12 protein-coding genes and 1 rRNA gene are annotated in these 11,463 nt (G+C 70.1%); 3 read left to right on the top strand and 10 right to left on the bottom strand.

The genetic code is table 11. The annotated features are described in order from the left end of the window. Window positions 1-68 precede the first annotated feature (68 nt). A complete protein-coding gene (locus tag AB0P17_RS34455) occupies window positions 69-347 on the bottom strand; it encodes a glutaredoxin family protein (protein ID WP_365817316.1) in 279 nt (92 codons plus the stop codon). Between the two features lie 159 nt (window positions 348-506). On the opposite strand from AB0P17_RS34455, the gene AB0P17_RS34450 reads away from it, so the two are divergent. The 3 genes from AB0P17_RS34450 to AB0P17_RS34440 all read left to right on the top strand — a co-directional run bounded on the left by AB0P17_RS34450 (window position 507) and on the right by AB0P17_RS34440 (window position 4,260). After that, window positions 507-1,445: an HAD-IB family hydrolase gene (locus tag AB0P17_RS34450; RefSeq protein ID WP_365817314.1), complete on the top strand. Its 939-nt coding sequence runs from the start codon at window positions 507-509 to the stop codon at window positions 1,443-1,445. A 404-nt stretch (window positions 1,446-1,849) separates the two neighbouring features. Further along, the gene (locus AB0P17_RS34445; RefSeq protein ID WP_365817311.1) at window positions 1,850-2,644 is read left to right on the top strand and encodes an ECF subfamily RNA polymerase sigma factor, BldN family; all 795 of its coding nucleotides are present in this window, start codon (window positions 1,850-1,852) and stop codon (window positions 2,642-2,644) included. A 368-nt stretch (window positions 2,645-3,012) separates the two neighbouring features. Further along, window positions 3,013-4,260, top strand: coding sequence for a DUF5667 domain-containing protein (locus AB0P17_RS34440; protein WP_365817309.1), 1,248 nt, complete (start codon window positions 3,013-3,015; stop codon window positions 4,258-4,260). A gap of 91 nt (window positions 4,261-4,351) precedes the next feature. On the opposite strand, the gene AB0P17_RS34435 is transcribed toward AB0P17_RS34440, so the two are convergent. The 9 genes from AB0P17_RS34435 to rrf all read right to left on the bottom strand — a co-directional run. Continuing rightward, the gene (locus AB0P17_RS34435) at window positions 4,352-5,443 is read right to left on the bottom strand and encodes a lysophospholipid acyltransferase family protein (protein ID WP_365817307.1); all 1,092 of its coding nucleotides are present in this window, start codon (window positions 5,441-5,443) and stop codon (window positions 4,352-4,354) included. Continuing rightward, window positions 5,436-6,482, bottom strand: a complete 1,047-nt coding sequence (locus tag AB0P17_RS34430; RefSeq protein ID WP_365817413.1) for an NAD-dependent epimerase/dehydratase family protein — start codon at window positions 6,480-6,482, stop codon at window positions 5,436-5,438. Before AB0P17_RS34430 ends, AB0P17_RS34435 begins: the two co-directional genes overlap by 8 nt. A gap of 206 nt (window positions 6,483-6,688) precedes the next feature. Beyond that, the gene (locus tag AB0P17_RS34425) at window positions 6,689-6,787 is read right to left on the bottom strand and encodes an AURKAIP1/COX24 domain-containing protein (protein WP_003948845.1); all 99 of its coding nucleotides are present in this window, start codon (window positions 6,785-6,787) and stop codon (window positions 6,689-6,691) included. 181 nt (window positions 6,788-6,968) lie between these two features. Continuing rightward, window positions 6,969-7,178, bottom strand: a complete 210-nt coding sequence (locus tag AB0P17_RS34420) for a helix-turn-helix domain-containing protein (RefSeq protein ID WP_158575903.1) — start codon at window positions 7,176-7,178, stop codon at window positions 6,969-6,971. Between the two features lie 128 nt (window positions 7,179-7,306). Further along, complete coding sequence (locus tag AB0P17_RS34415) at window positions 7,307-8,122, bottom strand: phosphatase (protein WP_365817304.1); 816 nt, start codon at window positions 8,120-8,122, stop codon at window positions 7,307-7,309. Between the two features lie 95 nt (window positions 8,123-8,217). Further along, a complete protein-coding gene (locus tag AB0P17_RS34410; protein ID WP_365817302.1) occupies window positions 8,218-9,390 on the bottom strand; it encodes an acetoin utilization protein AcuC in 1,173 nt (390 codons plus the stop codon). Continuing rightward, window positions 9,359-10,573 carry an MFS transporter gene (locus AB0P17_RS34405; RefSeq protein WP_365817300.1) on the bottom strand — a complete coding sequence of 405 codons (1,215 nt, stop codon included), beginning with the start codon at window positions 10,571-10,573 and terminating at the stop codon, window positions 9,359-9,361. The genes AB0P17_RS34410 and AB0P17_RS34405 overlap by 32 nt, the downstream gene beginning before the upstream one ends. A gap of 43 nt (window positions 10,574-10,616) precedes the next feature. Then, window positions 10,617-11,297, bottom strand: a complete 681-nt coding sequence (locus AB0P17_RS34400) for an HAD family hydrolase (protein WP_365817298.1) — start codon at window positions 11,295-11,297, stop codon at window positions 10,617-10,619. Between the two features lie 74 nt (window positions 11,298-11,371). Then, a 5S ribosomal RNA gene (gene rrf, locus AB0P17_RS34395) occupies window positions 11,372-11,463 on the bottom strand; the annotation flags it as partial.

Below are 11,463 nucleotides of genomic sequence, written 5' to 3'. Positions count from 1 at the left end.
TCGCGCACGGGAGGACGATCACCGGAGAGAAGGCTGCAAAGCGCCCACGATGGTAGCCGTCTTTTGACTCACGCCCCCAGCTCGCGCCGGAGCCGCTCCGCGTCCACCCGCCAGAACGTGTGCTGCTCGCCGTCGACCAGCACCACCGGGATCTGCTCCCAGTAGGCACGGTGCAGCGCCTCGTCCCGCGTGATGTCCTTCTCCTCCCAGGAAGCACCGGTCTCGGAGCAGACCGCCTCGACGACCGCGCGGGCGTCGTCGCAGAGATGACACCCCGGTTTCGAGACAAGCGTCACCATCCGCTCGCCAGCCTTCTTCTTCGTCGTACGCCGCAACAAAGGACTCATGGCCCCCATTCTCCGCCCGCCGGGCGCCGGGACCCGCCGGTTGTCCACAACCGGACCCTGTTGGCATGATCACCGCATTAGCACACCGGTCACGGAGAGTTCACCCCTCGTCCTCCCCGCCCGTCCGGAACCACCGAACAGACTGGCTATGCTCACGCTATGGCCGCACTGGGATGGCTCACCCCCCGTAAGCGCTCCGCCACCGCGAGGAGCGTGCTCGCAGGCGAGGCCGCAGCCGAGGCAGGACTCAGGTCCACACAGGAGTCACAGGTCACCGAACCCGCCCCGGACACGGCCGCCGAGGTGCCGGACTTCCCCGTCGCCGGGGACGTACGCGCCGCCGCCTTCTTCGACCTCGACAACACCGTGATGCAGGGCGCCGCGATCTTCCACCTCGGCCGCGGCCTGTACAAGCGGAAGTTCTTCCAGCGCCGCGAGCTGGCCCGGTTCGCCTGGCAGCAGACCTGGTTCCGGCTCGCGGGCGTCGAGGACCCGGGCCACATGCAGGACGCCCGCGAGAGCGCCCTGTCCATCGTCAAGGGCCACCGCGTCTCCGAGCTGATGTCCATCGGCGAGGAGGTCTACGACGAATACATGGCCGACCGCATCTGGCCGGGCACCCGCGCCCTCGCCCAGGCCCACCTCGACGCCGGCCAGCAGGTCTGGCTGGTGACCGCCGCGCCCGTCGAGACCGCCACGATCATCGCCCGCCGCCTCGGCCTGACCGGCGCCCTCGGCACCGTCGCCGAGTCGGTCGACGGCGTCTACACCGGCCGGCTCGTCGGCGAACCGCTGCACGGCCCCGCCAAGGCCGAGGCCGTCCGCGCGCTCGCCGCCGCCGAGGGCTTCGACCTGGACCGCTGCGCCGCGTACAGCGACTCGCACAACGACATCCCGATGCTCTCGCTGGTCGGACACCCGTACGCGATCAACCCCGACGCCAAGCTCCGCAAGCACGCGCGGAAACTGGACTGGCGGCTGCGTGACTACCGCACCGGCCGCAAGGCGGCCAAGGTCGGCATCCCGGCCGCGGCCGGGGTCGGCGCCCTCGCCGGCGGCACGGCCGCCGCGGTGGCCCTGCACCGCCGCCGGCGCTGACCCCCGGAGGGGCCCGGCGCGTCCGCCATTCGGCACTCGACATTCAGCACATCAGGCACATCCGGCGTGTTCCATATGTTTCGACACGCCGAGCGACACAACGGACGGCCCCGCGGCAACACGCGCGGGGCCGTCCGCACATCTGCACGCCGTCACTCAGCCACAACCCATCACGAGAGCAAGCAGATCTTGACGCAATCTGATCAATAAATGGTCACGATGTGCTACTAGATCCGCCCCCTAGGGGGCACGGAAGCGACGTAATCGATGATTTGAGCAACTGGGTGTAGCACTGCCTGTACGAAGCGTTATTCTCCTCAGACGCATACCGGACCCCACGAGCCACCACGGTGAGTGAACGGTCCCGCACTGCACGTGATGGAAGCTCTGCCTCTGGGAGTCCCGTGTACCCACACGTCGGGGTTGACGCCTCGGGCCTGGCTACGCTGCGCGCAACGGTCATCGACCACTTGCGCGGCTTCGTCCCCACCGCGTACGCCGTCCCCGCCCTCGCCGCACCGGCCCCTGCCGTGAGCGGCCCTATCGGACCTTGTTACGCCCTGGCGAATGGTGGTGCGGCCGTCGGCAGACGGGGTGGCCGCAGCAGCTCCGCCGCCCCGGCCACCGCCCGCCGGCCCAGCGCCGACAGCGACAGCGCCCGCATGATGGAGCTGGTGGAGCGCGCCCAGGCCGGTGAGGCCGAAGCCTTCGGCCGGCTGTACGACCAGTACAGCGACACCGTCTATCGCTACATCTACTACCGCGTGGGCGGGAAGGCGACCGCCGAGGACCTCACCAGCGAGACGTTTCTGCGCGCCCTGCGCCGCATCTCCACCTTCACCTGGCAAGGCCGCGACTTCGGCGCCTGGCTGGTCACGATCGCCAGGAACCTGGTGGCCGACCACTTCAAGTCGAGCCGCTTCCGGCTGGAAGTGACCACCGGCGAAATGCTCGACGCCAACGAGGTCGAGCGCAGCCCCGAGGACTCGGTCCTGGAGTCCCTCTCGAACGCGGCACTCCTCGAAGCCGTACGGAAGCTCAACCCCCAGCAGCAGGAGTGCGTCACGCTCCGCTTCCTCCAGGGCCTCTCGGTCGCCGAGACCGCGCGGGTCATGGGCAAGAACGAAGGAGCGATCAAAACCTTGCAGTACCGAGCCGTCCGCACCCTGGCCCGACTGCTCCCCGAAGACGCCCGCTGACCGTCCCGCTCACGGCCCCCACCCCGCGGCCGCGCCCCATCCCGCATCACCCCGCCCCACCCCGCATCACCCCGACGTCACTCCCGCATCTCGTCCCCCACATCCCGCCCCGCATCTCGCTCCACATCTCCCCACGCCCGCCCGCACCGCCGCCCCAACTCACCTTCAGTGACGTCCCGGTGACGCACTGGTCCGATCATCCTTCGTCCGTAACCCAAGTGCCGCGCCGCTCGTTGTGCGAGATGCAGGCTCCCTGCGGTCACGCCATGCCCGCAGTCCACTCACTCATTCGTGTGGATGCGCTCAAGGCGTGCAACCTTCCGGACCCCCAGGGGAGTCGATCGTCATGACGAGAGGAGGTGCCGCCAGTGATCGCGAACGTTTCGGCACACCGGCGGGCGAACGCCTTCGCCCAGGCCCTGGAAGACCGGACGCTCCAGGGCACGGCGGCCGAACAGCCCGCCGATTCGGCCGAACCGGCTGAACAGGGGCGGCTGTTGGCCCTGGCAAGTGGTCTCGGTGAACTGCCGGGACCCACGCTGGATCCCGAGGTCAAAGTGGTGCACCGGGCGAAGCTCGTGGCCGCCATGGAGGCCATGCTGCTGGAGGGCACAGCCGCCGGGGAGGTGAATCCCAGCCCTACGGTCCCCGAGCAGCGGAAGTCGGGCCGCGGGGCCCACCGCGCGTCCCGGCTGCGCACATTGCGGCCGAGATCCCGCTGGTCCAAGGGGCTCGCGGCCGGCGGACTCACGGTCGGAGTGGCCGCGGGCGCCTTCGGCGGCGTCGCCGCCGCCAGCTCCGACGCCCTGCCCGGCGACTCCCTGTACGGGCTCAAGCGCGGCATGGAGGACTTCAAGCTCAACCTGGCGGGCGACGAGTCCGACCGCGGCGAGCTGTACCTCGACCATGCCTCGACCCGCCTCAACGAGGCACGCCGGCTGATGGAGCGGGGCCGCTCCGGCCAGTTGGACCACGAGTCCCTCAGCGAGATCCGCCGCACCCTGGGCGTCATGAAGCACGACGTCACCCAGGGCCACCAACTGCTCCACCGGGCCTACGAACGGGACGGCTCGCTCGGCCCGATCGCCACCCTCTCCTCGTTCTCCACCTCGCACCGTCAGACGTGGAACGGGCTGCGCGAGCGGCTGCCCGTCCAGCTCACGGACGTCGGCAACGAGGTGAGTTCGGTGTTCGACGCCATAGACGAAGAGGTGGCCCCCCTCCAGTCGCTCCTGCCACAAGAACCGGAGACGCACCAGGACCCCACCCGACCCGGCTCCACCCAGGACTCCACCGGCGGCGGCCACCCGCACCAGGACCGCCCCGCACCCGCCACCCCGCACGAGAGCGGCGGTACGGGCAGCGGCTCCGCGCACACCGAGGAGCGGAAGACGGATCCGTCGAGCCCCGGCGCGGCCTCCTCCTCCGAGGACGGTCTGCTCGGCGGAAGTACGGGCGGCCTGCTCGACCCGCCGCCGGACAGCGTCACCCCCTCGCCGTCCGACGACAACAACAACAAGGACAGCACCGACCGCCCCGGCCCGGACATCACCATCCCGCCCCTGCTGCCCGACCTCCTCCCAGGGCTCGGCATCAAGGCGGAGGACACCGACTAGGCCGGTATCACAGGGGTTTCCCCTTGGTGTGCTGGGCGGGGGCCTCCCCGCCCAGCACACCGCAACAATCGTGCGAAGAAGACGCACGCGATCAGAAGAAGACCGACCGCCGCTGCACCAGCAGCTTGTAGAGCGTGTGCTGGATCTGTTCGCGGACCTGATCGGTCAGGTTGAACATCAGCATCGGATCCTCCGCCGCCTCCGGCGGATAGCCGTCCGTCGGGATCGGCTCACCGAACTGGATCGTCCACTTCGTCGGCAGCGGCAGCGCCCCCAGCGGCCCCAGCCACGGAAAGGTCGGCGTGATCGGAAAGTACGGAAGCCCCAGCAACCGAGCCAGCGTCCGCGCGTTGCCGATCATCGGATAGATCTCCTCGGCACCCACGATCGAGCACGGCACGATCGGCACCCCGGCCCGCAGTGCCGTCGAGACGAACCCGCCCCGCCCGAAACGCTGCAACTTGTACCGCTCGCCGAACGGCTTCCCGATGCCCTTGAACCCCTCCGGCATCACCCCGACGACCTCACCGCCCAGCAGCAGCCGCTCCGCGTCCTCCGCGCAGGCCAGCGTGTGCCCGGCCTTCCGCGCCAGCTCGTTGAAGACCGGCAGCACGAAGACGAGATCCGCCGCGAGCAGCCGCAGATGCCGCTGTGCCGGATGGTTGTCGTGGACGGCCACCTGCATCATCAGCCCGTCCAGCGGCAGCGTGCCCGAGTGGTTGGCCACCACGAGCGCCCCACCGTCCGACGGGATGTTCTCGATGCCCTTCACCTCGACACGGAAGTAGTTTTCGTACAGCGGCCGGAGCAGCGACATCAGGACCTGGTCGGTCAGTTCCTTGTCGTAGCCGAACTCGTCGACCTCGTACTCCCCGGTGACCCGGCGGCGCAGAAACGCCAGTCCGCCCGCGAGCCGCCGCTCCCAGCCTCCCGCGGCGGCGTCCTCCGGCGCCGCGGCCCGCTCACCGTCCTCAGGACCGTCGGGGCCGTCGGGGCCGTCGCCCGCCCGCGGTTCCGGTACGGGCGTCAGCGGCCCCTGAGCGCGCTTCGACGCACCGTCCTTGCCGTGCTGCTGCCGCCGGCCACCGCCGCCCCCTGAGCCCGGTCCCGAGCCGCCGCCCGAGCCGGCCCCGCGCCGCGACCTCGGCTCCTCACCGAAGGGGATGACCTTGGCATCAGCCATGTCCGGGGCGCTCCTTGCTGACGAGGGTGGAGAGACGGTCGACGGTACGGCCCACCGCCTCCGGCGGCAGCAGGCCGGCGTCCCGGGTGCGCGCGAAGTCCGCGAAGGCCTCCGCGGTCGTGTACGAGGGCACAAAACCCAGTGTGTCGCGCATCTGGTCCGTACTGACCACCCGGCCGTGGGTCAGCAGCCGGATCTGCTCCGGCGAGAAGTCCGAGACACCGACCGTGCGCAGCGCCGAACCCACCCAGGTCACCGCGGGCAGCGGCACGGGCACCGTGGGCCGCCCCAGCCGCCGTGAGCACTGCGAGAGGGTCAGCACACCGTCACCGGCCACATTGAACGTGCCGCTGTTCAGCGTCCCGCGCCGCGGCGCCTCCGACGCGATCAGCAGGACATCGAGCACATCGTCCTCGTGCACGAACTGCAGCCGCGGGTCGTAGCCGAAGACCGTCGGCAGGACGGGCAGCGACAGATACTCGGCGAGCGGGGAGTCGGCCGAGGGTCCCAGGATGTTCGCGAAGCGCAGCACGCAGACCGCCACATCGGGCCTGCGGCGCGCGAAGCCGCGTACGTACCCCTCGACCTCCACCGCGTCCTTGGCGAAGCCGCCGCTCGGCAGCGACTTGGGCGGCGTGGTCTCCAGGAAGACCGCCGGGTCCCGGGGCGCCGAGCCGTACACGCTGGTGCTGGACTTCACGACCAGCCGCTTGACAGCCGGCGATTTCTGACAAGCGCCGAGAAGCTGCATCGTGCCGATGACGTTGGTCTCCTTGACCGCCGCCCGGCCGCCCGCGCCCAGCGGAGTGCCCGTCACATCGAGATGGACGACGGTGTCGACCGCGTGCTCGGCGAGGACCCGCGCGATGGCCGGTCTGCGGATGTCCGCCCGGACGAACTCCGCCTCGCCCAGTCCGTGCCCCGGGGTCACCGCGTCCACGGCGATCACCCGGTCCACACCGGACTCCCGTTGCACACGCCGTACGAAACGGCCGCCGAGCTGCCGGGCCGCCCCGGTCACGAGCACGACCTTGCCCAAGATCAGCGCCTTCCCTGTTCCCACTGGTGTTCCCACTGGGTCTGCCACGTCACCGTAGCGGGTCGCCGTCACGATGTGACGACCGGAGGACGCGCCACGCGCCCATTCGACCGACGGACGGCCACGTGCGGAGGACGCCGGGAAACAATCGTGGCCCTCTCACCACGTCGGTGAAAGGGCCACGAATGCGCGTACAGCTATCGCACTTACTTCTTGTTGCGACGCTGAACGCGGGTGCGCTTGAGCAGCTTGCGGTGCTTCTTCTTGGCCATCCGCTTACGCCGCTTCTTGATAACAGAGCCCACGACTACCCTCGCTCACTTCTCTTCACTCGGTGCGGGGCGTCTGGGCCCACACGACCTACGTCGGCCTAGCCTACCCGCCGCCGAGTGAGGGACGTAATCCGAGGGAAGACCCAGTCCCCCCTCCCGGCGGTATTCGCCCTCCGACAAGCCCTGGAGGACAGAACACCGCCGGTCACGGGTACTACGCGGACTCGACCCCCACAAAGGACTCGCGGAGGTACTCGTGAACCGCTTGCTCCGGAACCCGGAAGGACCTGCCCACCCGGATCGCCGGCAGATGACCGCTGTGCACCAAGCGGTACACGGTCATCTTCGACACTCGCATCACCGAGGCGACCTCCGCCACGGTAAGGAACTTGACCTCGTTGAGAGGCCTCTCGCCAGCAACCATGATCCACCTGTACCTTCCGCACCCGACGGCCACCGGCTTCCCCTCCGGTAACTCTTCGTCGCTGTGCGCTCACATCCCAGACTAGGGGCGGGTGATGCGAGTGGGGAAGAGGAGCAGCCTCCGGCCGCCTACTGTGACAGACACGCCCGATTGAGTACATAGCGAGTAAGCGGCAGGTAGTAATCGGACCGCACCGCGTCATCGAGCGGGACGGCCACCGACACCCGCCCCTCCGCCTCCCCGACGAAGAGCGCGGGATCGTCCGTGTCCGCCAGACCGATGGCCTCAAAGCCGAGCTGACCTGCCCCGCAGACCCATCCGTGGTCCCCGACGACCAGTCCCGGAAGGGGCCCTCCGGCCTCCGCCAGAGCATCCAGAACGGCCCGGACCGGCAGCGGCGAGTGGGTGTGTGCGCCGGTCTCACGCCCCGCGCACGGCACGCCCGGTTCCCGCACCAGAGCGACTCCCCGTACGTAGTCGAGGTTGTACGTGCGTACTCCGAACCGGGTCGTTATGTCGATACATCGCCCCTGCGCCGGGGTGAGGACGAGACATCCCGCCGCCGACAAAGCGTCTGCCAATCCCGTGTAGAAGCCCAGCAGCCGGTGCGGATGCCCCGTCCCCAGCAGCACCGGAATCCGCCGCGCCGCCGCCTCGCCCAGCCGTTCCGCGAAAGCCGCCAGCGCCGTCAGCGTCAGCTCCGGATCAATCACATCAGGCCCCGACACATGATCGGAATCGCCCGACACCCCGCACTTGTCGGCCATGAGACGGAGCAAGTCTCGCTCATCCCATGCCCATTCAGGATCGATTCCGATCGTCACCCGCGGATCCCGCGCGGCGAAGAGACGGTAACTGCGCAGGCTCTCCTCCCGCGAGGTCGCCACAGGACCGGCCAGCCTGGCCGCCAGAAGATGCGCCCGCAGGGCACCGGTGCTCAACACCTCACCGATGCTGCCGCCTTGCCCGCCCCGCCGGGCGGGAACCCCGCCGACACCGCACGGTTGGCGTAACGAGCGCTACGGACCGGCGCCACCGCTCACGCCAGCAGCCCCCGCAGCGGGAACACCGCCTTACGCGTCGCCAGCACCGCCTGGTCCAGCCGGTCCGCCGGGTCGTACCCCGACTCCCACGACCGCCAGGCCGGCGTCCGCCCGTCCGTCATCCGCCCCGGACCCCGCTGCCGCGTCCGCGCGTACACCTCGTGCCGCCACGACTCCGGCGGCTCCGACAGCGGATCGACCGGCTCGTGCGCCGCGATCCCCACGAGATGGGTCCAGGACCGCGGCACCACGTCGACCACCGCGTACCCGCCCCCGCCGAGCGCCAGCCACCGTCCGCCGTCCACGTACTCGTGCGCCAGATCGTGGCAGGACGCCTGCACCGCGCGCTGCGCGTCCAGCGACACCGCGAGATGCGCGAGCGGATCCTCGAAGTGCGTGTCCGCGCCGTGCTGCGTCACCAGCACCTGCGGCCGGAAGTCCGCCAGCAGCTCCGGCACCACCGCGTGGAACGCCCGCAGCCACCCCTCGTCCCCCGTCCCCGCCGGCAGCGCCACATTGACCGCACCGCCCTCACCCGCACCGGCACCGGTCTCCTCCGGCCAGCCGGTCGCCGGGAAGAGCGTCCGGGGATGCTCGTGCAACGACACCGTCAGCACCCGCGGGTCCTCCCAGAACGCCGCCTGCACACCGTCCCCGTGATGCACGTCCACATCGACGTACGCGACCCGCTCCGCACCCAGCTCCAGCAGCCGCGCGATAGCCAGCGCCGCGTCGTTGTACACGCAGAACCCGGACGCCGCCCCCGGCATCGCGTGGTGCAGCCCGCCCGCGAAGTTCACCGCGTGCGCGCACTCCCCGCGCCACAGCGCCTCCGCCGCACCCACGGACTGCCCGGCGATCAGCGCCGACGCCTCGTGCATCCCCGCGAAGGCCGGATCGTCGGTCGTACCGAGCCCGTACGACATCTCGGCGGCCCGCGGGTCGCGGGAGGCACGCCGCACCGCGTCCACGTACTCCTGCCGGTGGACGAGACGCAGGGTCGAGTCCCCGGCGGGCGGCGCCGCGACGACGTCCACCGCTCTGTCCAGCCCGTACGCCCGCACCAACCCCATCGTCAGGGCCAGCCGCACCGGATCCATCGGGTGGCTGGGCCCGAAGTCGTACGCCGTGACTGCGTCATCCCACATCAACTGTGCGCGGCCGCTCATGCCCGCCACCGTATCGGTCCTCCTCCGCCGCGAACGAGCGGGCGTACACCAGTGTCACGAGGACCATCACCATCGGCACGAGCATCGCCCCCCGGTAGTCCCATGCCTCGCCCAACGCCCCCACCAGCGGCGACCCGACGAGAAAACCCACGTAGTTGAAGACATTGAGCCGGGCCACGGCCGCGTCACTCGCCCCCGGGAACAGCCGCCCGGCCGCCGCGAACGTCTGCGGCACGATCACACACAGCCCGAGCCCCAGCAGCGTGAACCCGAGGATCCCGACCCACGCCCCCGGCGCCACCGCCACCACCCCGAACCCGGCCCCCGCCAGCACGGATCCGCTCCGCACGACGACCACGGACCCGAACCGCCGCACCCCGAGATCCCCGACCGCACGCCCCACCAGAGTGGTGACCATATAAGCGTTGTACGGGACGGTCGCGAGCTCCTCCGAGCTGCCCAGCACGTCCTGGAGGTACTTGGCACTCCAGTTGGAGACGGTGGAGTCACCGATGTACGCGAAACACATCACCAGGCAGAGCGGCAGCAGCACCCGAAAAGCCACCGGCGTACGATCCCCCGCCGCCCTTTCACCGTCCGCCCTCACCGCTCCCGCTTCCTCCCCGGCATCCACGTACCAGCGGGATCCGACGAGCGCGGCCGGCAACAGCACCACGACGACCGGCAGATACGACACCAGCAGCGAGAGGTGCCAGTGCACCCCCGCCCAGGCCAGCGAGGCACCGGCGATCCCGCCGAGGCTGAACGCCGCGTGGAAGCCGAGCATGATGCTGCGCCCGTACGACCGCTGGAGGCTGACGCCGAGCATGTTCATCGACGCGTCCAGCGCGCCGACGGAGAGCCCGAACGCCCCGAGCGCGACCGCGAGCTGCCAGACGGCGTCACCGGCCCCGACACCGAGCAGGGCCAGCAGCACGACGGGCTGAGCCCAGCGCAGCACGAGCCCCGGCCGGACCCGTGCGACCACCTTCTCGGTGGCGACGCTGCCGACACCGGCCAGCACGGGCACGGCGGCGAGGAAGAGGGGGAGGAGACCGTCGGATATCCCGTACCGGTCCTGGATGGCGGGGATACGCGTCACCAGAAGGGCGAAGCTCACCCCTTGGACGAAGAAGCTGAGCCCCAGGGCGAACCGACCGTGCCGCATACGCACATCTGTCATGGCCGGACAGCGTAGGACGCCCTTCTACCCATGGGTAGGTGGATCAGGCAACGGATCGGCCAAGCAATCCCGGCAGCTCGGCCATCGCGGCGAAGTACCCGGTGGCACCCGGCAGTTTCCCGGCGGGCGTCATCGCCGTGAACGCGTACACGTCCATGCCGGCGGCCCGCGCGGCCTGGACCCCGAGGGCACTGTCCTCGACGACGGCACACCGCCCGGGGGCGACCCCCATCCGCTCGGCGGCGTACAGAAAGAGATCGGGCGCCGGCTTCCCGCGCCCGACGTCCTCGGCACTGAAGACGACGTTGCCCGCGCCACTTTCCGCCTCCCCGTGGCGGAACCACCGGTCGAGGCCGGTCTTCCGGTGCCCGACACGGATGCGCTCATGGCTGCCGGAGGAGGCGAGGCAGTACGGCACGCCGTCGGCGGCCAGCTTCTCGATCACCGCGACCACACCCTCGACCGGCGTCAACTCCCGCTCGAAGGCGGCGAAGACCCGGGAGTGCAGCACCTCGTCGAAATCCTCGGGCAGCCGCTGCCCGGTCCGCGCCTGAACGAGATCGTGGACGCGGTGCACGGCGGCCCCCATGAAGTCCCGCAGGGAGTCCTCGTAGGAGGTGGGGTGGCCCAGCTCGGTGAGATAGCCGGCCAGGATGGTGTTGGAGAGCCGCTCACTGTCGACGAGGACGCCGTCGTTGTCGAAGATGACGAGTTCGTAGCGCATACCACCGAGCCTAAACGGCCCCTGAACGCAGAAATGCCCCGCACCATACGGTGCGGGGCATTCCCACAATAATTGTTCGGCGGCGTCCTACTCTCCCACAGGGTCCCCCCTGCAGTACCATCGGCGCTGTGAGGCTTAGCTTCCGGGTTCGGAATGTAACCGGGCG

It is taken from the genome of Streptomyces sp. NPDC088124, from assembly GCF_040685895.1.
In the GTDB taxonomy this organism is placed as follows: Bacteria; Actinomycetota; Actinomycetes; order Streptomycetales; family Streptomycetaceae; genus Streptomyces.
Note: the sequence above shows the minus strand (reverse complement) of the source record. Positions and strands in the feature narration are given on the sequence as shown.

Excerpts from the sequence above, each read along its gene's own strand:
- AB0P17_RS34455 (WP_365817316.1), bottom strand. The coding sequence starts at position 347 with ATGAGTCCTTTGTTGCGGCGTACGACGAAGAAGAAGGCTGGCGAGCGG.
- AB0P17_RS34450 (WP_365817314.1), top strand. The coding sequence starts at position 507 with ATGGCCGCACTGGGATGGCTCACCCCCCGTAAGCGCTCCGCCACCGCG.
- AB0P17_RS34435 (WP_365817307.1), bottom strand. The coding sequence starts at position 5,443 with ATGGCTGATGCCAAGGTCATCCCCTTCGGTGAGGAGCCGAGGTCGCGG.
- AB0P17_RS34420 (WP_158575903.1), bottom strand. The coding sequence starts at position 7,178 with ATGGTTGCTGGCGAGAGGCCTCTCAACGAGGTCAAGTTCCTTACCGTG.
- AB0P17_RS34410 (WP_365817302.1), bottom strand. The coding sequence starts at position 9,390 with ATGAGCGGCCGCGCACAGTTGATGTGGGATGACGCAGTCACGGCGTAC.
- AB0P17_RS34405 (WP_365817300.1), bottom strand. The coding sequence starts at position 10,573 with ATGACAGATGTGCGTATGCGGCACGGTCGGTTCGCCCTGGGGCTCAGC.
- AB0P17_RS34400 (WP_365817298.1), bottom strand. The coding sequence starts at position 11,297 with ATGCGCTACGAACTCGTCATCTTCGACAACGACGGCGTCCTCGTCGAC.